19 protein-coding genes are annotated in these 20,015 nt (G+C 50.2%); 11 read left to right on the top strand and 8 right to left on the bottom strand.

The annotated features are described in order from the left end of the window. The first annotated feature begins 82 nt into the window (after window positions 1–82). Entirely contained in the window at window positions 83–1,834 is a 1,752-nt protein-coding gene (locus tag CWI70_RS11595) for a GGDEF domain-containing protein (protein WP_126773922.1), read from the top strand. Here the strand turns inward: CWI70_RS11595 and CWI70_RS11590 are convergent. After that, window positions 1,831–2,394, bottom strand: a complete 564-nt coding sequence (locus CWI70_RS11590; protein WP_241967904.1) for a DUF3750 domain-containing protein — start codon at window positions 2,392–2,394, stop codon at window positions 1,831–1,833. The two genes, CWI70_RS11595 and CWI70_RS11590, sit on opposite strands and share 4 nt — an antisense overlap. A 160-nt stretch (window positions 2,395–2,554) precedes the next feature. Here CWI70_RS11590 and CWI70_RS11585 point away from each other — a divergent pair, with 160 nt between their 5' ends. From CWI70_RS11585 to CWI70_RS11570, 4 genes are all read left to right on the top strand, one after another. Continuing rightward, window positions 2,555–3,964, top strand: a complete 1,410-nt coding sequence (locus tag CWI70_RS11585; RefSeq protein WP_126773920.1) for a YdgA family protein — start codon at window positions 2,555–2,557, stop codon at window positions 3,962–3,964. Between the two features lie 23 nt (window positions 3,965–3,987). Then, window positions 3,988–4,905, top strand: coding sequence for a tetratricopeptide repeat protein (locus CWI70_RS11580; RefSeq protein ID WP_126773918.1), 918 nt, complete (start codon window positions 3,988–3,990; stop codon window positions 4,903–4,905). Window positions 4,906–5,110: 205 nt separating this feature from the next. Further along, window positions 5,111–6,601, top strand: coding sequence for a SulP family inorganic anion transporter (locus CWI70_RS11575; RefSeq protein WP_126773916.1), 1,491 nt, complete (start codon window positions 5,111–5,113; stop codon window positions 6,599–6,601). A 24-nt stretch (window positions 6,602–6,625) separates the two neighbouring features. After that, window positions 6,626–7,477, top strand: coding sequence for a universal stress protein (locus CWI70_RS11570; RefSeq protein WP_126773914.1), 852 nt, complete (start codon window positions 6,626–6,628; stop codon window positions 7,475–7,477). A gap of 7 nt (window positions 7,478–7,484) precedes the next feature. Here the strand turns inward: CWI70_RS11570 and kynU are convergent, their stop codons facing one another. Next, window positions 7,485–8,732 carry a kynureninase gene (gene kynU, locus CWI70_RS11565; RefSeq protein WP_420849363.1) on the bottom strand — a complete coding sequence of 416 codons (1,248 nt, stop codon included), beginning with the start codon at window positions 8,730–8,732 and terminating at the stop codon, window positions 7,485–7,487. Window positions 8,733–8,750: 18 nt separating this feature from the next. After that, the gene (locus CWI70_RS11560) at window positions 8,751–9,638 is read right to left on the bottom strand and encodes an alpha/beta hydrolase family protein (RefSeq protein ID WP_126773910.1); all 888 of its coding nucleotides are present in this window, start codon (window positions 9,636–9,638) and stop codon (window positions 8,751–8,753) included. A 139-nt stretch (window positions 9,639–9,777) separates the two neighbouring features. On the opposite strand from CWI70_RS11560, the gene CWI70_RS11555 reads away from it, so the two are divergent. Next, window positions 9,778–10,002 carry a hypothetical protein gene (locus CWI70_RS11555; RefSeq protein WP_126773908.1) on the top strand — a complete coding sequence of 75 codons (225 nt, stop codon included), beginning with the start codon at window positions 9,778–9,780 and terminating at the stop codon, window positions 10,000–10,002. A gap of 37 nt (window positions 10,003–10,039) precedes the next feature. Here the strand turns inward: CWI70_RS11555 and CWI70_RS11550 are convergent, their stop codons facing one another. After that, a complete protein-coding gene (locus CWI70_RS11550) occupies window positions 10,040–10,537 on the bottom strand; it encodes an Mpo1 family 2-hydroxy fatty acid dioxygenase (protein WP_126773906.1) in 498 nt (165 codons plus the stop codon). A gap of 105 nt (window positions 10,538–10,642) precedes the next feature. Between CWI70_RS11550 and CWI70_RS11545 the strand changes: the two genes are divergently transcribed. Then, a complete protein-coding gene (locus tag CWI70_RS11545) occupies window positions 10,643–11,689 on the top strand; it encodes an AI-2E family transporter (protein ID WP_126773904.1) in 1,047 nt (348 codons plus the stop codon). A gap of 45 nt (window positions 11,690–11,734) precedes the next feature. On the opposite strand, the gene cfa is transcribed toward CWI70_RS11545, so the two are convergent. Beyond that, window positions 11,735–12,850, bottom strand: a complete 1,116-nt coding sequence (gene cfa / locus CWI70_RS11540) for a cyclopropane fatty acyl phospholipid synthase (RefSeq protein WP_126773902.1) — start codon at window positions 12,848–12,850, stop codon at window positions 11,735–11,737. Between the two features lie 146 nt (window positions 12,851–12,996). Here cfa and rcsF point away from each other — a divergent pair, with 146 nt between their 5' ends. Together rcsF and CWI70_RS11530 are read left to right on the top strand one after the other, a co-directional pair. Further along, complete coding sequence (gene rcsF, locus CWI70_RS11535; RefSeq protein WP_126773900.1) at window positions 12,997–13,362, top strand: Rcs stress response system protein RcsF; 366 nt, start codon at window positions 12,997–12,999, stop codon at window positions 13,360–13,362. Between the two features lie 36 nt (window positions 13,363–13,398). Continuing rightward, entirely contained in the window at window positions 13,399–14,442 is a 1,044-nt protein-coding gene (locus CWI70_RS11530; protein WP_126773898.1) for a cysteine synthase A, read from the top strand. Here the strand turns inward: CWI70_RS11530 and CWI70_RS11525 are convergent. Together CWI70_RS11525 and CWI70_RS11520 are read right to left on the bottom strand one after the other, a co-directional pair. After that, entirely contained in the window at window positions 14,435–14,884 is a 450-nt protein-coding gene (locus CWI70_RS11525; RefSeq protein WP_126773896.1) for a GNAT family N-acetyltransferase, read from the bottom strand. The two genes, CWI70_RS11530 and CWI70_RS11525, sit on opposite strands and share 8 nt — an antisense overlap. Next, entirely contained in the window at window positions 14,884–16,350 is a 1,467-nt protein-coding gene (locus CWI70_RS11520) for a RimK family protein (RefSeq protein WP_126773894.1), read from the bottom strand. Before CWI70_RS11520 ends, CWI70_RS11525 begins: the two co-directional genes overlap by 1 nt. A 148-nt stretch (window positions 16,351–16,498) precedes the next feature. On the opposite strand from CWI70_RS11520, the gene CWI70_RS11515 reads away from it, so the two are divergent. Next, window positions 16,499–17,005, top strand: coding sequence for a TIGR03546 family protein (locus CWI70_RS11515; RefSeq protein ID WP_126773892.1), 507 nt, complete (start codon window positions 16,499–16,501; stop codon window positions 17,003–17,005). Window positions 17,006–17,009: 4 nt separating this feature from the next. After that, window positions 17,010–18,785 (top strand): TIGR03545 family protein, encoded by a 1,776-nt coding sequence (locus CWI70_RS11510; protein ID WP_126773890.1) that lies wholly within the window; start codon window positions 17,010–17,012, stop codon window positions 18,783–18,785. Window positions 18,786–18,813: 28 nt separating this feature from the next. On the opposite strand, the gene CWI70_RS11505 is transcribed toward CWI70_RS11510, so the two are convergent. Beyond that, entirely contained in the window at window positions 18,814–20,007 is a 1,194-nt protein-coding gene (locus CWI70_RS11505; RefSeq protein ID WP_126773888.1) for an E22 family MetX-like putative esterase, read from the bottom strand. Window positions 20,008–20,015 lie beyond the last annotated feature (8 nt).

Below are 20,015 nucleotides of genomic sequence, written 5' to 3'. Positions count from 1 at the left end.
TTCGTCTGCGTGGAATTTTTTACCGTTATGTATTACGCTTGTCGGACAATAATAATTAAATAAACTGCAAAGACTTTTTTACATGACTGCATTGTTGCGCCAGCTCAGCTGGCTTCTGATGAGCTGGCTTTTGGTAAGCTGCATAGTGCTGATTTTCAGTACTGCGGCGCATGCTGCCATTCCGACGAGCCAGATCAGCGCCGAGCCTATAAAGTTGGAGAGCTTTCCAATCGAATATTCGGTTGCGCCACGCGACGCTATGAGCCTTAATGAAGTGCGCGCGCTCACATTCACCCCCTATGAAAGCCAATTAGCACTAGGCACTGAGGCTAAATCAGTGTGGCTTAGATTTCGTCTGGAGAACACTGCAAGTGTGCCCCGGCGCGTGTTTATTCACTTCCCTGAGGCTTATCATAATCGTGCGGTAGGTTTTTATGAACTGCGCGATGGCCTGCTGAGCAACAAAATTAAAATTGATCTGAATAACGCGAAGCAACATCCGTCGATGATTCGTGAACAAGCGGTTTATGATACAACCCTTGGCGCAGGCGAAAGCGCGACGTTTTACGTGCACAGTTGGTCGTATTCGCACCAATGGTTTGCGCTCAATGTTTATGATGAGCAGCACTCACGCAATGCGTTAGCAGGCACTATGCTGGATATCGCATTAATGGTGGGGATCTTGCTGGCGCTAATTATCTTCAATTTTCTCCTGTATTTTTCATCGCGCTCAATCGAAAACGTCTACTATGCGCTCTACCTTATTTCTGGCGCGACTTGGATTGCATTATCGTACGGTTTACTAGGCAATATGTTTGGCTTGTTCGGCGATATTGCCTTGCAATTTCATTTGTCGCTGATGGCGATGGCGGCATTTCTGATTTTGTTCATGATCGCGATCTTTGATACCAAACGTAGCTTTCCCACCGAACACAAGATTTTGTCATTGTTGCTCGCGGTCATCGTGGCTGATTTTGTCTACGGTATTTTTGATATCGTCGGCGCACTTAGCTATGCCAGTACCATTGCCGCAATCATGATTGTGGTGACCCTGTCGGTGGGCCTGTCGATTTGGCGGAAAGGCCATCCATTGGCAATTTATTTCTTATTAGGGCACGGTTTCTTCTTTGTTTTTAATGCTCTAGCGGTGCTTTATTACAAGTCGATTCTTGATTTTAGTTATGTGACCAAGCACGGTGTTGGGATTGGTATTATGCTCGAAGCATTAATGCTGGCCTTTATTGTGGCGTATCGCATTAAGATGCTGGAACAGGTTAAAGCCAGTCAGGAGCAACTTCGTATCGAAGCACAAACGGATTCGCTCACCGGGCTCTATAATCGTCGTTATTTTCATCGCCGTGCGAACGAATTATTGGCAAAAGCGAAACACCAAAACGTGCCGCTCGTGGTTTTAGCAATAGACCTTGATGATTTTAAGCAGGTGAACGATGCCTATGGTCATCATGTCGGTGACCAAGTATTGGTGCAGCTTGCCGAGCTACTCCGTGCGTCCTGCCGCTCACATGATGTCGTCGCCCGCTTCGGTGGCGAGGAGTTCGTGATCTTGTTGTACCGCACGTCACTCAGCAGCGCCGAGGCCATTGCTGAAACACTGCGCCAACAAGTGCGGGAGTTAAAGTTAGCCGCTGAGCAAGCCGACCTGACGGTGACGGTGAGTATCGGGGTGAGCGAAGTTGACTTAAACGTATCCTCGATCGAACTGGCCTTGCATGACGCAGATACCGCGTTGTATCAGGCGAAAGGTAATGGTCGCGATCGGGTCTGTGTGTACGGCGACGCGCAAGATGTTAGCCTTGCGCGGGAGTCAAACTAGTAGGGCAGCCGTGGGTCATTGTCAGCATAGCCACTGCCAATCGCGCTAAAGGGTAACTGCAATCCAAGCTCGGGAAAACGTAGCGCAATCCACGCCGGGAAGGTGTTGCTATTCGGGCCCGGAACCGCTTCATATTCGTTCGTCCATGGGTATTCTTCTGCCGCTGCGGCAATTTGTGGGATCAAATCTGCGGCTTGCTCACCCGTCACCGTCAATAGTTTTTCTGGGCGTGCACCGTACCAGTAACGATCGGGCGTTGCTGTTTGATAAATGCGCAGTGCCGGTTGCCCGCTGTCCACGCGCCACCCAACCACTTCATAAACGGTATACTCGTCCGCGTTTGCAGGTTTGACCGCTAACCACGTATGCACCGCAAACCAGCCACGCCAACCAAATGCATCGGCCGCATAGGCTTCAATCACAGCTTCCTGCGTTGCTGTTGGGGTTAACGATAAACCCGCAGGTTCGCGCGAGGTGTTACGCCAATCACTGGATGAACAGCCGGCGATACCGCTGAAGACGAACACGGTGGCGAGTAGTAGCAATGCGAGTTGGCGCAACACGTGGCTCCCTAAAGGTAAAAAGGTGTTTGATATTATTTCTTACAATTAAACGGAAAAGATCACCGGTAAGTCCACCTTTTTCGCAAAGGTTTAACGTGAATTGTGCCTACTTATCCGTTAACCTAACGTTTTTACAACAAACTGCGGAAGAATAAAAATGAGCAAGAAAGGATGGGGCATTGGAGCCATTGTTGTAGCGGCGGGACTAATCGTTAGTCCAACAATCATTGGTTCGCAAACGGAATCGAGTTTGCGTGAGCACGTGGAACTTTTCGATCAAGAACAGCCAGGCTACACGCTCGAAGTGGTGAGTTACGAGCGCAATTGGTTTAGTTCGCAAGTTGTTGTAGAGCTCGGCATCGATTTACCGAAGTTATTGGCCGATCCAGAGGCCGAAGTGTTGACCACCGATATTGAGTTATCTATTCAGCACGGCCCCATTCTTACCGACCAAGGTTTTTCGGTGGGCTTAGCCTCATGGCAGGCTGAAAATAGCGGTAAAGGTTTAGAAACCTATGTGCAGTGGGATGAAAGCCAGCCGTTTTACCTGCAGCAAGGTAGCGTAAGCCTTCTGGGCAATGCCGTTTATCAAGATTACATTCCGCGTTTGCAAAGTACCGACGCGATTCCGGAATTCGACTTCACGCTGACTGAGTATCGTGGTGACGGTAGCTACAGTAGTGGTAGCTTCGCTTATCAAGGCAATTACGAGCAGCTGTTATTCAACGTTGCCGAAGAGTTTGCGGTTGAGTTGAATGCGATGGCTATGAATGTCGATGCCCAAGCGGACTTAAAGACCATGATTGTCGGAAAATATTACCCTTCGACGGCGACGTTCACGATCGGTCAAATGCGCGTGGAATCTGCGGATGAAGAACTCTTTTTGCTGAGTCATCTAGTGAGCGATATCACACTTAAAGAAAGTGAGGATGGCCGCCTTGCCCACATACACATGGGTTATCGTGCCGAGCAAGTGTTTGTAGGTGGAACTGAAGCAACTGAACTGCGCTTGCTGACTGCGGTTAATAATATCGATCGTGGTTTTGTTGATGATTACTTTGAGACCATGAAGGACTTCGTCGGTGAAGAGGATCCGCAGGTGCTTGAACAGCAAATGACGGCAATGATGGAGCGTCATAAAGAAGCTCTGTTGATGGCGCAGCCTGAGTTCGCTATTGGTGATTTTGGTTTCCGTATGCCCGAGGGCGAGCTTGATGGCTCAATGCGTGTAGCGCTAGCCGAACTCGAACAAGTACCGGCTCAGCTTGATGAACAGTTTATCCAGCAAAACATGGTTGCTAGTGCTCGTGTGGCTATCGATAAGCCTTTAGCAGAGCGACTCGCCAAGACTTATGTTCTGAGCATGCTCGAAGCGAGCGGTCAAACAGAATTAGATCCAGCGCAATTGGAACAAATGGCGACGCAACAAGCGACGATGGTGTTGCAAAACTTTGTGCAGCAGGGACTGCTGAAAATTGAGAATGAACAGTATCTGCTTGATGCTGAAGTCGCTCAAGGTTTACTAAACTTGAACGGTCAAAGCCTCCCGCTTGGCCAAATGATGTAACTTAACCAACAGGAGCCAGCGATATGATTCGCTCGTCGGTAAAACTGATTGGGGTGGTGCTTTTCGTTGGCATGCATCTAGGATCAGTCGAAGTTCACGCAGACGTTACCGAAGGTGTGACGATATGCCAAAGTGGTGACTGTGAGGCGGAACTGACCAAGCTTGAACGTTTTGCGCGTAAAGGTAGTGGTGACGCTGCGGCAGTGGTGGCGATTGCCTATGCGAGTGGCGATGGCGTCGAGCAGGACTTGGCGAAGGCGCAGACGTTCATTGAACGTGGCGCCAGTCGCCGTAATCCGTTGGCTATGTTCGTGCTTGCGGATTGGTATGCGAAAGGCTTTGTGGTGCAACAAGACGCAGAACAAGCGCAACTATGGCTCGACCGCGCCGCCGCCGAAGATTATGCACCGGCACAGTATGAAAAGGCTGTACAGTTGTTGGCGGCAACGGATCGCGCTGATCAACAAGCCGCGGTTCCGTTGCTGGAAAAGGCCGCCGAAGCGAACTTGCTAACCGCTATGTATGCGTTAGCACGGTTGTACCAAACGGGCACATTGGTTGAGCAAGACCTGCCGAAAGCGGGGGCTTTGTATGCGCGTTTAGCGCGCTCAGGCCACACCAATGCACGTCAGCAACTACGTGTGGTCAACCAACAATTGGCGCCAACAGAATTTGCCCAATCCGAGCAAGGCGAGCGTTTGCAGGCCGCTGAACAGGCGATGGAGCGCATCACCGTCACTGCTGATGCTAGCTTGTATCGCACGCAACTTGGCCGTTTGGTTGAGCAACTCGAGGAGGCGCCAAATTTTGATAACCGCTCGATTGGCTCACGTATTCAGGGCGTAGGTTGTGGCGACACGGGGAGTCCGTGTGCCGTACTTCGCCCGCAGAAGGGGCAAAGTAGCCTTGCTGACGTGATGAGTGGTTCGCAGGGGAACTAATTTGAAGCTAGGGCGCGTTTGCTATATACTCCGCGCCCTATTTTAAACGCAATTGGAGAACATCTTTTGCAACTGCTTACGCCACCCTAGACGTAACAGACCTTCCTTTTTTTGCTGGCTCCCAGTGAGGCGGCATCTTTATTGATCGCAGCTCGCGATAAAACTATTTAATTAACCTTCTTTAGTTAACTTAAGTGAAAAAAATATGATGAATACGATTCGTAGTCAGTGGCTAGCGAATATTCGTGGCGATGTGCTCGCGGGTATTGTGGTGGCGTTGGCGCTTATTCCAGAGGCGATCGCCTTTTCTATTATTGCTGGCGTCGATCCAAAGGTCGGTCTTTATGCCTCCTTCTGTATCGCGGTGATTATTGCCTTTGTCGGTGGTCGTCCTGGCATGATCTCTGCCGCGACTGGGGCAATGGCATTGCTCATGGTGACCCTAGTCAAAGAGCATGGGCTTGAATATTTGCTAGCAGCGACCTTACTGACCGGGGTGCTACAAATCATCATGGGAGTGTTGAAACTCGGTGATTTAATGCGCTTTGTTTCGCGCTCAGTGGTCACGGGCTTCGTGAATGCCTTGGCGATTCTTATTTTTATGGCGCAGTTGCCTGAACTTACTAATGTGACATGGCATGTTTATGCGATGACCGCGGCGGGCCTTGGTATCATTTATCTGTTCCCGTACGTACCTAAAGTCGGCAAGCTGTTGCCGTCGCCACTGGTTTGCATCATTGGCTTAACGGTGGTGGCGATTGTCTGGAACATTGATATCCGCACGGTTGGCGACATGGGTGAATTACCGGATACGTTGCCGATATTCTTATGGCCAGATGTGCCACTTAACCTCGATACCTTAATGATCATCTTTCCTTACTCTATGGGCCTTGCTGTAGTCGGTTTACTGGAATCGATGATGACCGCAACGATTGTCGATGACCTAACCGACACGACCAGTGACAAGAACCGTGAATGCCGTGGTCAAGGGATTGCCAATATTGGTGCTGGCTTATTCGGTGGCATGGCAGGGTGTGCCATGATTGGTCAATCGGTTATCAATGTGAAGTCAGGTGGTCGTGGGCGTTTGTCGACGTTGGTTGCCGGTGTCTTCTTAATGGTGATGATTGTGGTTCTTGATGAGTGGCTGCGACAAATCCCAATGGCTGCGTTGGTGGCGGTAATGATCATGGTCTCTATTGGTACTTTCAGTTGGGATTCATTGCGACAAATGCGTAAGCACCCGTTATCGACCAACATCGTTATGGTAACCACTGTCGTGGTGGTGGTGGCGACCCATAACCTAGCGATTGGTGTCGGTGTTGGCGTATTGCTAGCGGCCATGTTCTTCGCCAACAAAATTGGTCACTTTATGCACGTTAGTTCAACGATCGACAATGACGGAACAGTGCGTCATTATCAGGTTATCGGGCAAGTCTTCTTTAGTTCAGCCGACAAGTTTGTGGCGTCTTTTGACTTCAAAGAAGCGGTTGATAAAGTAGTGATTGATTTGACCAAAGCTCACTTTTGGGACATCACCGCAGTTGGCGCGCTTGATAAAGTCGTGATCAAGTTTCGTCGTGAAGGTGCCGACGTTGAAGTGATTGGCTTAAATGAAGCCAGCGCTACCATTGTCGACCGCTTTGGTGTGCACGACAAGCCGGGCGCCACCGATGAAATCATGGGCGGCCACTAAACTGGCCGAACGAAGGAGAATACTATGTCTTACGTAATTGGCTGCATTGATGCCGCGACTGCGAACACTGCAGTCTGTGAGTATTCAGCTTGGTCGGCGAAGCAGTTATCGGCACCGTTGATGCTGTTACACGTACTCGAAGATCATGCGCGCGAGGTGAGTACCGACGTGACCGGAAATATTGGTCTAGGTACTCGCGAGGGCTTGTTGGAGCAACTGGCCGAGCTGGATGAACAGCGCGCCAAGTTAGCGCTAAAGCATGGCCATATGGTGCTCGAGCAGGCCGCGCAAAAAATTCAGACGTTGGGCGTTGAGAATGTGCATCAACGGCAGCGCCACGGAGAGCTCGCCGAAACCCTGCTCGACATGGAAAGTGATGTTCGACTCGCAGTGATGGGGTTACATGGTGAGGATTCGGTGAACCAACTGCATAAAGTTGGCAGTCATTTGGAAACGGTGATCCGCACGGTACATCGCCCACTGCTGCTAACTCCAGACAGTTTTAGCGAACCGAAGACGGCGATGTTGGCATTTGACGCTAGCGCAACTACCAAAAAAGGTGTCGAATTGCTGGCTCAAAGCCCGCTATTTAAAGGTATGCCAGTGCATATTGTCATGGTAGATGCTGACACTGCGGATAATCGTGAAAGACTTGAGTGGGCGGCGCAACAACTGCGTACTGGTGGTCATGAGGTGGAAACAGCATTGCTTGCCGGCGATGTCGAACAAGCTCTGCATGCTTACCAAACGGAACACAGCATCGACATGATGGTGATGGGCGCCTTTGGGCACTCGCGTATCCGTCAGTTCTTGGTGGGCAGCACGACCATGCGTATGTTGCAAGAAAGCACAACACCGGTGTTGGTGTTGCGCTAGGCTTGTACTATGTGACCGCGTGTCGCTGCTGAAAACGTGGCGCGCGGTAGCTCTCTTGTTGCATGATGGTGCTCAGTCGTGCAACGGCTGTGCCGATGTCGGTATAACTGGTGTACAACGGCGTAAAGCCGACGCGCAAATAGTTAGGCGCACGAAAATCGGCGATGACTTTAGCGTCAATCAATGCTTGGCAAATGGCGTACGCTTCAGGGTGTGCAAATGACAATTGACTGCCACGTTCGGCGGTAGTGCTGGGCGAGATACAGGTAAAGCTGCCCGCTAACCCGTTGGCTTCGAGTAACTCCAAAAACAACTCACTTAACGCCAGTGATTTATTTCGCAATTCCTGCAAATCAACATCCACAAATGCATCTAAGGCAGCATCGACCGCGCTCATAGCAAGCACTGAGGGCGTACCGCTCAGCATTTGTTTAACGGTGGGCGAGGGCTGGTAAATGGGGTCAAAGGCGAACGGCTGGGCGTGCCCAAACCATCCGGCAATAGGCTGCTGCAGCTGTGTTAGATGACGCTCGGCAACATAGATGAAGGCTGGCGCTCCAGGGCCACCATTTAAGTATTTGTAGGTACAACCGACGGCGAAGTCGGCGCGCCATGCATCGAGCGCCACGGGCATTGCGCCGGCGCTATGTGCAAGGTCAACAATAACTAAAGCACCTACCGCATGCGCCTGCGCAATCAGTTGCTGCATGGGTAAACGCCGACCGGTGCGGAAGTTAACTTCAGTCAACAGGACGACCGCTGTGGTTTCGTCGATCACACGCTGAGGATCAGCAAGTAAGTCAGCCTCGTCAACCAACTGTAACTGGCAACGTTGTTCGCCAAGGAGCTCACTGAGCCCCTGTACCATGTATAAGTCCGTTGGAAAGTTATCGGCGGTCGAGATGACAGTGTTACGGCCATCTTGCAGTCGCAGAGCAGCACTGAGCGCTTTAAAAAGGTTAACTGAAATGGAATCGCAACAGATAACCTGCCCCGGCTCAGCCCCAATCAATGGTGCAATTTTATTCCCGACGCTAAGCGGTAAATCGACCCAGTCATGCAAGTTCCAGCTCTTAATCGCATCATCGCCCCATTGCGCTTGCACTACTTCTTGCACGCGCTGCGCAGTTTGATGGGTTAATAGACCAAGCGAATTGCCGTCCAAATAAACCGTGTCTGCGGGGATTTTAAAAAGACTGCGCTTGGCCGCCAACGGATCGTCGGCATCACGGCGGGCAAGGGTGGCGAAGTCAATACTACTCATAAAAGCTTCCTAGTTCTGTGCGCTTAATTCTTTAAGTTGGGTGACGAGAGCAAGCCATGCGTGACTCTGTGGATCAATGACGTCGAAATGACCTGCGCCTTTAAGCCATAGCAGTCGCACGTTGTCGTGCACGGCGTAGGTACGACTTTGCTGCTGTGGCACAATACTGTCAGCATCGCCGTGAAAAAGATAGACCGGCTGCGCTGGTGCCATTGTAGCAGGGTTAGCGGCCTGCCACGCTGTGGCGTCCGCACCCTCCATAAAACGTTTGCCCGCTTGTTGGCAGCTATTTTCGCCCTGCGCATAGGTGCTAAGATCGGTGATCGCTGCCAAACCAACGACACGGTCAACGATCTGCGTGTTTTGCTGTGCCGCAAGCAACGCCAAATGCCCACCAGCGCTGTGTCCCATGAGAGTGACATCCCGCTGCGCTAATGCCTGCTCACCACCAAACTCTGCGACAATACGAGCTAAGCCCTGTTGGACATCGACAAATGTACCTGGCCAACCACCGCCGGTATCACCTACCCGACGGTACTCCAACGCCCAGACCTCAAACCCAGCCTCACGTAACGCGCTGTTCATGGCATAGGTGTGGTCAATAGCGTATGCGTTTAACCAGCAGCCGCCATGAATGCTTATGATGACCGGCGTTGATGACTGGTCTTTGACAGCTTGCCAGCGCTCAACAAATTGTATCGGTGCTTCGCCGTAGTAAGTACGTTGGTCGGGTTTGCTAAAGGGCACTTTAAGCACGTCATTAAAGCTAACGTTGCTGCGCCGCGGTTGTTCGTCGTGAGCAGTTGGCTCAAGTGTGGCAGCTGCCGCCGAGCTGAGACTGACGAAGGCCAAAAGAAGTACCGATGCGGTAATGTGATATGCACTTAATTTTTTCATTGTACAAGTTCAAGAAAATGGCTTTTTGATGTGGTTTTGCCAGCATACAACTTGTAAGTCATTGAGACAATTAGAGTTGCAAAAATTCTCAAAAATGCAGCTATACTTTAGCTAGCAACAGACACCGCAGGAGGTGATTATGCGTACTTTAGTACTCTCACTAGGCCTGTTGGGCGTTGCATTGATCAGCGGATGTTCGAGCACGCACACAGTACAAGCACCAACCAAATTAGTTGTTGATCAGGAGTATGTAGCAGCGGTGGAAGCTGCCTCAAAACGTTCAACAACCCAAAATCGTATTATTTGGGTCAACCCGCCAATGGAATATGTGGCAGATGATGGTGCGAAAGAACCTCAACACTAACGATAAGCTTGGACAGTATTGCTGACACGGACGTCATTTATTTTTGCGCAAACCGAGCCTCAATCGCTTGGTGCAACGCTTTTTTTCCGCCAAGCATAAAGACGACTTCGGCCACTACGAACAGTGGACCTATTGCCAACCCCATAATATCGTCGACAAAAGCCGGCTTACGGCCTTCAAAATAATGCCCAATAAACTGAAATAGCCAGCCAATTACAAACAGGCCGATCCCCCACGTAAGCCATACTCCGGTTGCCAAAGCTGCAACTTGTAAGCCAAGTATCACCGTGAGCGCAAGCAATAACGTCATGAGGATCCCGAGTGGTCGATCTAAGCGCAGATAAAAGACTGAAGCCAAAACAGCGACGATCAGCGCAGGTGTAATAAACCAGCCATCAAAACCCCAGTATGGTCGTGACAGCAAGATTTGCAGCGCAACTACAATCATCGGGATGCCGACTAAGTGAGTGGCAATATTGCGACGATCACGATGGTAAGCCGCGTACTCTGCTAAATGGTCGGTGATTGTTTTCATGCTAGCGCTCCGCTTCTTGCTATAATTTTTTGCTACGATAAGTAACTGCTGTCACTATGCAACCTCCATCTACTATAAATAGAAATTAAACAGAAAGGAAAGAACATGCGCGATAAACTGGAACGTCGCTCATTTTTGCTGTTACTGGTATTGGTCAGTATTGCCTTTGGCTTGATCTTAGAACCCTTCTGGGGCGCGATTTTCTGGGCGTGCGCGGTAACGGTCATCTTCGCGCCGATGCAGCGTTGGGTACTCAGTAAAATCGGCGAACGGCCTAATACGGCAGCGTTACTCACCCTACTAGCACTCATGGCCATTGTCGTGATTCCGGTGATTCTACTGACCTCGGCGTTTGTCAGCGAGGGGGTACAGTTCTACCAGCGCATCGAGGCGGGCGAGATTGACCCGCGGCAAATCTTACAGCGTTTGCGTGATGCCTTTCCTTGGGTGGATCAGTTGTTGGTGGAGTTTGGCGTCGACACCAATAATTTAAGGGAGCGTTTGTCACAGTCGCTCGTGAGCGCGAGCCAGTTTTTGGCCAAAGAGACCTTTACCATCGGGCAGAATACCTTCAGTTTCCTGATCAGCCTTGCGTTGATGCTGTATTTAACCTTTTTCTTGCTCCGTGACGGTAAGAAGCTGGTGCACCTGATCATCAAAGCTTTACCGTTAGGTGACGAGCGTGAACAAGCGTTGTTTACGAAGTTTGCTGAGGTGACGCGGGCAACCGTAAAAGGCAATCTGGTGGTGGCCATTGTGCAAGGCGCGCTTGGCGGCATCATTTTTTGGATTTTGGCTATTCCTGGACCGTTGTTATGGGGCGTGGTCATGGCCTTCTTGTCGCTTATTCCCGCTGTTGGCGCTGCGATTATCTGGTTTCCCGTGAGTTTGTATTTGTATGCGACAGGCGCTTGGATTAGTGCAACCGTACTAGTGGCCTACGGTGCTATTGTGATTGGCCTCGCCGACAATGTGTTGCGGCCGATTTTAGTGGGGCGTGACACTAAATTACCAGATTACGTCGTGCTGTTTTCGACCATTGGCGGGATTGCGCTCTTTGGCATTAATGGCTTTGTTATCGGACCTTTGGTGGCAGCGTTGTTCATGGCGACTTGGCAAATCTTCATGAAGGACTTTAATGGCGAGCTGTAATGGCTCGCCGCGGCACCACGCCGCACTACCACATAGCACCGATGTTTAGTCGAGCTGCGGTCGCTCATAGCCATGGCTCAAGCCATGCTTACTGAAGACCCATTGCCATACTTGTAAGTCACGCGCGCGGAAAGCTCCGGCGCAGGAAAGCAAGTAGTAACGCCACATCCGATAAAAGGTTTCGTTGTAGTGTTTCTGTAATTCGGGCCAATGTTGCTCAAAATTAGCGCACCAGGCCATGAGCGTGGTGTCGTAGTCGGCACCAAAATTATGAATATCCTCCGTACAAAAGAGCTCCCGAGAAGCATCGTCAATATGGCTAAGGCAAGGTAGTTCACCATTCGGGAAAATATAGCGATTGATCCACGGATCGGTACCGCGGACGTCGCGATTACGCCCAATCGTATGCAATAAAAACAGTCCTTCATCGGCGAGGCAACGCTGCGCAACGCGCATAAAAGTGGCGTAATTCTTTTGTCCAACATGCTCGAACATGCCAATGCTGACGACGGCATCAAAAGGTTCATTGATGTCGCGGTAATCCTGCAAACGAAACTCAATGGGCAAGCCTTCACAAAGTTGCTGGCCCAATTCAACCTGGGCTTTTGACACGGTAAGTCCCACGCATCGCACACCGTAGTTCTCGGCGGCATACTTCATGAAGCTGCCCCAGCCACAACCGATATCGAGCACGCGCATACCAGGCTTGAGTTGCAGTTTACGGCAGACCAGCTCAAGTTTATCGCGTTGCGCGGCGTCAAGATCTTGCGCGCGCTGCCAATAACCGCAGGTGTAGACCATGCGTTCATCAAGCATTGCTCGATAGAGGTCATTCCCTAAATCGTAATGGTGTTGACCGACTTGCCAGGCACGACGGGAACTTTGTAAATTCAGAATGCGTGCCTTCAAATGGTGCCAGAGGAGTTTCAACGGGCGAATATGCTCACCAAGACTAGCGCGTAAAATACGCTGAAAGAGGACATCGAGCTGCTCACAGTCCCAGTCGCCGCGCATGTAAGCCTCACCAAGGCCAAGGTTGCCTCGTGCAAGAACATCGGCATACATGGCTGTATTGTGTACTTGCAGGTCCCAAGGGCGGGAACCATTCAGTTGAACATCCGCTTGTTGTAACAATTGAGCGATATAAGCTTCAGTTTTCATAACGCCTCCGCAGGTTGCCACTAAGTGTAGCTAAGCTGACAAAAAATGCAGCTAAGCGCAGGAAAGTTCTAGCTTAGTCAGAAACGGACTAGACTATTCATCATTAGCACCGTAGGGTTTCATAAAGAACACGGAAGAGGCAAGGTATGCGTAATCTAGTGATGGTGATTTTAAGTAGCGGCTTGTTAGTTGGCTGCGCAACGTCGGTCGAACGCTTTCCAACAGCGGATCTTGAGCGCAGTAAGCAGGTTGAATTCATGCAACCTTATGAATTGTCGCGTACGGACGTTGAATTCGTAGATTTAGGTGTGGTGCGCGGCGAGTCTTGCCAGCGGCCATTACTGGACGGCCAAGCGTCGCAAGAAGAAGCCATGATTGCGATGAAATTAGCCGCTGCGGACAAACAAGCGAATCGCATCGTATTAAAGCGTTGCCAGCAAGATAGTGACGGTGGTTGCACCGCGCGTTGGTGGTGCGAAGGTACCGCTTTTCAAGCGCAACCGTTACAATAGAACAAGCTAAACACGTAAGCGGTGAAGGAGTAGTTTATGCGTAATGCGCATCGTCCGATCGATTTGATTGGTCAGACTGACATGATCAGAGTCCGTTCGTTGTCGGAACTTACCGGTTGTGACATCTGGTTGAAACTGGAGTCGCAAAACCCAGGTGGCTCCATCAAAGATCGTGCGGCGCTGCAAATGATTCAAGATGCGCTGGCGAGCGGCGAGCTGGAACCAGGAATGACAGTGGTTGAAGGCACCGCAGGCAATACCGGGATCGGTTTAGCCATTGTGGCGCGGTCATTGGGCCTCAATATGTTGGCGGTGATGCCAAACGATCAATCTCCTGAAAAAGAGCGCATGATTAGTTTGCATGGTGCCCAACTCAAGACGGTTGATCCGGTGCCGTTTCGCGACGATAACCACTTTTATCATACGGCCCGCAAACTTGCCGAAAGCCGTGATGATTACTGGTGGGCCAACCAGTTTGAAAATACCAGTAACGCGCGAGCACATTACCTGACCACGGGGCCGGAAATCTGGCAGCAGACCAACGGTGCAGTGGATATTTTTGTATCGGTTGCCGGAACTGGCGGTACTATTGCGGGTAACTCTATGTATTTGAAAGAACGTAATCCTGACGTGCAAGTTTGGCTTACCGATCCCGATGGCTCTGGTATTTATAGTTTTTTGAAGCAGGGCGAGTATGTTGCCAATGGCGGGTCTTTTACTGAAGGCATCGGCATTATGCGTCTGGTCGAAAACTTTAAACAAGCGCGCGTCGATGCTGCGGTTAATTTACCCGACCAAGACTTACTGGCATTGTCACGTTATGTGCGTGATCAGGATGCGATTGTGCTGGGCAGTAGCTCGGCACTCAACTTAGCCGGTGCGCTGCAAGCAGCGGCGTTACATGGACCGGGTAAAACCATTGTGACGTTTGCCTGTGACCTAGGCGAGCGCTCGGCGAGTAAGCTCTACAATAAAGACTATTTGAAAAGTCGCGGTCTCAACCTCGATCTTAAACCTATCAGTGAAATGTTGGCGCGCTATCGTGATAGCGGCGAACGGGTGTGGTACAAGCCTAGCTAAATGTTAACCGCATGCGGTAACCGTCGGCATGTCCTGGATAGTAGTCCGGAAGTAAATCCACAACTTCAAAATCATAGCGGCGATAGAGTTCTATCGCCGCTTGATTATCAACTTTAACCTCAAGCGAGAGCGCTGTGGCGCCGTGCCTTTTTGCCAGCTCTATGGCATGCTCTAACAGCATCCTGCCAACGCCCTTACCGCGGGCAATAGCGGCGACAGCGATGGAATAGAGACGCCACACCTTACTATTTTTACGCGTTAGTAACAGGCTGTACCCTAACAGTTGTTGGTGCTCATAGAGCACAAATAGATGCGCACTTGGGCTAGTGATAAGTCGGCGAAAACTTTGCCGACCAAGCTGACTGTAATCAAAAGTTGCGGCCTCCAGGGCAACCAACTGAGTTAAGTCGTTCGTTGTGGCGGCACGCAATGTCGGGGTCATCACTTTTCATCCAAGCGTCGTGCGAAGTCGCGCATAATGATGTAATAAAGCTCGTCACCCAAGAGTAAGTCTTCAACACCGGCGTCAATGGACGGATTATCGTTAATTTCAATGATCACCGGTCCCTTGGTGGTAACTTTCATGTCGACACCGTACAGTCCATCGCCGATGAGCCGTGTTGCTTGCAGCGCGGTCTTGATGACTTCTTTCGGTACTTGGTGTACGCCAACGGTTTCAAAACCGCCGGATTTACCGCGACTACTGGCACTCGCATGATTGTAGATCTGCCAATGGTTGCGAGCCATCAAGTACTTGCAGGCGTAAATGGGGCGATTATTGAGTACGCCAATGCGCCAGTCGAACTCTGTACGAACAAACTCTTGCGCCAATAAGATCGTCGATTTTTCAAAAAGATCGGCGGCGATCGCCTTAAGTTCGTCGATATTCTCCGCTTTTTCGACCCCAATCGAGAACGACCCGTCGGGGATCTTAAGCACAACTGGATAGCCGAGTCGTTCGCCAATCGCTTGATAGTCAATGGATTGTTGGCTCAGCAGTAGCTCAGTACGCGGCGTGGGAATGTTGTGCTTATCCAGCAACTCCTTCAAGAAAACTTTATTAGCGCATTGCAGGATCGAGTGCGGTGTATCGATGACCACCATGCCATTCGCTTCAGCTTTCTTGGCAAAGTGATAGGTATAGTGGTTGATGCGCGTGGTTTCGCGAATAAAGAGCGCATCGAACTCCAACAAGCGATTGTAGTCCTCGGCCGTAATAAGCTCCGCGTCAATGTCCGCTTCTTTCGCCGCCTTAATGAATTTCTGCAATGCCTTTTTGTCACTGGTCGGAATCGCTTCTTCGGGATCATGCAAGATCGCCAAGTCATAGCGATACTCTTTTGGCGTGCGCGCTTTACGCCAGACGCGTTTGCTAAAGCTATCTAGCGCATTCCCGAAGAATGTTTGTTGGGCGTCGTCGAGTTCACCAAGGTGACCAGCACCAATATTGGTGATAAACCAGCGCCCTTGATGGCTAAACTCGACCCATAGGATCGGGCACGGATAACGATCAAAAATTTGTCGCGCGAAACTGCTTAGCTGCGGGTTCTCGGCTTGGCCAAAGCATACCAGCACACGTTGTGTTGCGGCGGTGGACTGCTGACCAAGATACTTACTGATTTGTTTGTCGGTATTGGCCGGCAGCACCAGTTGGTAGTGCGAGAAGTTCGCCAGATCATTAATCGTGGTTACCGATGGCAACACGCGTTGGCCACGCGCCTCGGCGAGTAAACTGACATAATAACCGGTCGACAAATAGCTTAAGTCACCGCACAAATTCAGAATTTGCGCACGTGCTTTGGCGTTTTGCTGGAGTAAATACTCGCTCGCGGTAACGATAGATTGGCTGGGGTAATAAGGTTGCCAATCGGTAATATCATCAAGGATGATCAAGGCTGCATTTTGCATAAAAACTCCGCACTAGAATTGCGCGCATATTTACGGCTAAATTGACGAAAATACAAGTAAAATTTTCATCTAAGCTTTACAAAAAAGGGTAGCAGATAAAAACCATTAAGCTATGCTTAAATTCAGCGTTAACTTAGGGGGCAAAAGGATGCTGACTTTATTAGCTAGGCTATTGAAAGCGCTCAATTCTGAGTCCGGCGCATGGGCGTTAGCGATTGCCTTTGTGCTCGGTATGATTATGGGGTTCACGCCGTTATGGCGGGTGCATAATCTGGTGATTTTACTTGTTGCTCTCCTCTTCCGTGTCAATTTATCCGGCTTTATTTTGAGTTTTGTCCTTTGTTCGGGGCTTGCGTACCTGTTAGACCCTGTTTTTCATAAGATTGGCTTTGCCATTTTAGCCGCGGAGAGCTGGCAGCCGGTGTGGCAGAATATGTACGATTCAGCCTTTTGGCGCGTGGTGCAATTTCACCATACGATTACCTTAGGGAGCCTCGTTCTTAGTTTTGCCTTTGCACCGATTCTGGCGCTGGTTAGTTTTTGGATTGTGAGTCAATATCGCCAGCGCATTCAGGCTTGGTTTAATAAGCTAAAAATCGTGCAGGCACTCAAGGCGAATCGCTTCTACACGATTTATGCGAACTTAAGGGGGTAAGCACATGGAACAGCATACCGTTCGTCGCAGCGCTTTTCGCTGGCCTGGTCTGGTCGCATTTCTCGTTATTGTCGGTGTGATTGCTGCGTTTTCGTGGTTGTTGCTCGACACCATTTTAAAGTGGTCGCTTGAGCGTACCTTGGGCACATTAAACGGTGCTGAGGTAAATATCGCTGAGGTTGACCATCAATGGGTACCGTTAAAAATCCGCATGAGTGATATTCAGGTTACCGACCCAGCGCAACCAGAGTTTAATCGGGTGGCCATCGGCGAAGCTTCTGGTGAGTTAAATTGGGAACAACTTTTGATGGGGCGTTTCCATTTTGAAGAAGTTGTGAGCACTGGAATCCGTGTCCACACTGAGCGTGACAGTGCAGGTGAAGTCTACCAACTACCGGATAAATCGCAGATGCAAAACTGGTTCGGCGAGAACATGGCTGACCTGCAACTGTCGATGCCATCGCTAGACGATGTTATGGCGCGGGTGGATTTGCGTACCCCAACGGCCATCAGTGAAGCGAAGGAAAGTTTTGAAACTCAGCGCCAAAGAGTTAAAGAGTTGATGGAAAAACTTCCGAGCAAAGAAAAGCTTAGCCAGTATGAAGCGCAGATGAAGGAATTATCTGAAGGTGATATTTCTACCCCTGCACAGTTGCAGCAACGCAAAGAAAAGTTCGAGCAGCTGAAAGAACAATTTGCCTCTGATCAAAAGGCTCTGAAAGAATTTAAGGAAGTTGCGAGCACCGCCGTCGCTGAATTAAAAACGCAAATGCAGAAAGTCAAAGCAGCGCCACAGCACGATCTTGATCGGGTTGGCGAACTCATGCAATTGAACAGTGATGGCTTAAGTGAAATTACTGCCGTTCTTTTTGGTGAGCAGGCGCGACGTTGGGCTGACTACATGTTGCTGGCCTATGAGCAAGTCATGCCGATGTTACAGCGATCAGCCGATGAGACCGCTGTTGAGCCCCCACGAGGCGAGGGTATTTGGTTTTCATTTACCGGTGCTGATGCACCACCTGATTTTTTAATTAAAAAGGCGCGAACCGAGTTTGCCGTGGGGCCAACGGTACTCGATGTCGACTGGGAAAATATTACCCATCAACATGAGCAACTCGGACAGCCGACGGTTTTCCGTGCACGAGGAGAAAATAACGACTTGTGGACGCTATTGCAGCTTAATGGTGAGTTGGCACTCACTGCCGAGGGCTTCGATGCGCGTCAACAATGGAAGGTACAGGGCGTTAACCTAGCCAGGACCGCGTTAAGTGAACGTAGCGAACTTGCCGCAACCATCTTATCTGCGCTGTTAGATAGTGAGGGGAATATTGCCTTGCGGGACAGTCAATTTGACGGTAATGCCATTCTGCGCCTTGCGAATATGACCATTGAAGCAAATGCCGAAAACCAGTGGGCGCAGGTCATTGCGAAGGCTTTAGAGAGCTTGAATCGTCTCGATATTAACGCTGACATCAAAGGTGCGTTAATGTCTCCTGACTTTAAGTTAAGCTCCGATCTCGATCGTCAGTTAGGGCAGGCCCTCAAAGCTGCGGCGATGGACGCTGCTGGCAGTGAACTAACCGAGTTGCGGCAACGATTGACGACGCAGTCAGATGGCTTTGTCGGCGAGTACGGTGATGACTTAAGCGAGTTGTCAGGCTTACTCACCGACGCCGAAAACCGTGAAGAGCGTCTCCAAAGCTTACTCGAAGCGAAACTTCAGGATAAGCTCGAAGACAAAGTGAAGGACAAACTCAAAGGCATTCTCGGCGGCAACTAGACTAGCAAAGGGCGCCGAAGCGCCCTTTTTATTCACTCTCCAAAAATGCTCGTAACTCTTCAGCTTTACTCGGAATCGAAAAGAGCCCATCCAGATGCCCCCAGATGCCCTCGATTTCACTGTATTGCGGATCCTTGCCTTGCTGCTTCAGTACTTCCACTACCTTTCTGGCGAGATAAGGCTGTAGCAACAAATCATTGGTCGCCGGCATAAACAATGTTTTTGCTTTCACTTTTGCCATCGCACTGGCTAAGTCACCATCATGACCAGCGACAAACAGCTGATTCGCCCGAACCAGATAAAGTAAGTGATTACCATCTGCTAGTGGCGCACGGTTCGCGGAGTTAGCAAAAAGATAATCCAGCACAGGAGTGCTGTTCAGGACACTCTCTAACGCGGTTTCTGGCATCACTTCAGGCTGTGGCGCACGCATGTTCATAATCACTGGGTGCATGGCTTGCTGTGTGATCATGGCCAACGTACTGGTAATACCGGTCAATGGCGCTTCGCCACCGTAATAATCGCCACCGTTAAAGTTAGGGTCGTGCTTGATCGGGCGCGCCCAATGTTCAAGCGCCATAATTGTCCACGCATCCATGGCTCCAGCACCAATCACCGAGACCATGCGTTCGACCATGTCAGGATAGGCCACCGACCATTCGAGCGCTTGCAGCGAGCCCATAGATGCGCCAACCACTGCATGCAATTTCTCAATACCTAAGCTCTTGAGTAGCTCGTGCTGCACGTTAACAAAATCACGAATGGTCACGACTGGAAAATCAAGACCGTACGGTTCGCCGGTTGCTGGATTCATCGAAGCTGGACCGGTGGTAATGACGTTAGGGTCGTTGGGAAACGCATTGACTAAGGTATCAGAGCTGATGACGAAATATTTATTGGTATCGATGGCCTTACCAGGACCAATGATACTGTCCCAATAACCTGGCATCATGTCGTCAGCGGCGTATTTACCAGCCGCATGGCTATTCCCAGAGAAAAAATGGGTGATAAGAATCACATTATCTTTCGTCTCGTTGAGTTCGCCGTAGCTCTCCCAGCCAATGGTAACTTGCGGGATAACTTCGCCACCCAATGTAGTGTAGTTGTCAAAGCTAAAACGTTGCTTTTCAACCAACATCGGCACAGCTGTTTCTTGTGCTGCACAGCTGACGCTGAACAGCACACTGCAAACAATCAGAAAACCAATCAGTAAACGTTGCATAAGGAGCT

The organism is Pseudidiomarina homiensis (assembly GCF_003987225.1).
Classification (GTDB): Bacteria; Pseudomonadota; Gammaproteobacteria; order Enterobacterales; family Alteromonadaceae; genus Pseudidiomarina; species Pseudidiomarina homiensis.
This window is presented reverse-complemented; position numbering and strand designations above follow the sequence as displayed.

Bases quoted from the DNA above. Each gene is read 5' to 3' on its own strand.
- CWI70_RS11595 (WP_126773922.1), top strand. From the start codon at position 83: ATGACTGCATTGTTGCGCCAGCTCAGCTGGCTTCTGATGAGCTGGCTT.
- CWI70_RS11585 (WP_126773920.1), top strand. From the start codon at position 2,555: ATGAGCAAGAAAGGATGGGGCATTGGAGCCATTGTTGTAGCGGCGGGA.
- CWI70_RS11580 (WP_126773918.1), top strand. From the start codon at position 3,988: ATGATTCGCTCGTCGGTAAAACTGATTGGGGTGGTGCTTTTCGTTGGC.
- CWI70_RS11575 (WP_126773916.1), top strand. From the start codon at position 5,111: ATGATGAATACGATTCGTAGTCAGTGGCTAGCGAATATTCGTGGCGAT.
- CWI70_RS11570 (WP_126773914.1), top strand. From the start codon at position 6,626: ATGTCTTACGTAATTGGCTGCATTGATGCCGCGACTGCGAACACTGCA.
- CWI70_RS11560 (WP_126773910.1), bottom strand. From the start codon at position 9,638: ATGAAAAAATTAAGTGCATATCACATTACCGCATCGGTACTTCTTTTG.
- CWI70_RS11555 (WP_126773908.1), top strand. From the start codon at position 9,778: ATGCGTACTTTAGTACTCTCACTAGGCCTGTTGGGCGTTGCATTGATC.
- CWI70_RS11550 (WP_126773906.1), bottom strand. From the start codon at position 10,537: ATGAAAACAATCACCGACCATTTAGCAGAGTACGCGGCTTACCATCGT.
- CWI70_RS11545 (WP_126773904.1), top strand. From the start codon at position 10,643: ATGCGCGATAAACTGGAACGTCGCTCATTTTTGCTGTTACTGGTATTG.
- cfa (WP_126773902.1), bottom strand. From the start codon at position 12,850: ATGAAAACTGAAGCTTATATCGCTCAATTGTTACAACAAGCGGATGTT.
- rcsF (WP_126773900.1), top strand. From the start codon at position 12,997: ATGCGTAATCTAGTGATGGTGATTTTAAGTAGCGGCTTGTTAGTTGGC.
- CWI70_RS11530 (WP_126773898.1), top strand. From the start codon at position 13,399: ATGCGTAATGCGCATCGTCCGATCGATTTGATTGGTCAGACTGACATG.
- CWI70_RS11525 (WP_126773896.1), bottom strand. From the start codon at position 14,884: ATGACCCCGACATTGCGTGCCGCCACAACGAACGACTTAACTCAGTTG.
- CWI70_RS11520 (WP_126773894.1), bottom strand. From the start codon at position 16,350: ATGCAAAATGCAGCCTTGATCATCCTTGATGATATTACCGATTGGCAA.
- CWI70_RS11515 (WP_126773892.1), top strand. From the start codon at position 16,499: ATGCTGACTTTATTAGCTAGGCTATTGAAAGCGCTCAATTCTGAGTCC.
- CWI70_RS11510 (WP_126773890.1), top strand. From the start codon at position 17,010: ATGGAACAGCATACCGTTCGTCGCAGCGCTTTTCGCTGGCCTGGTCTG.
- CWI70_RS11505 (WP_126773888.1), bottom strand. From the start codon at position 20,007: ATGCAACGTTTACTGATTGGTTTTCTGATTGTTTGCAGTGTGCTGTTC.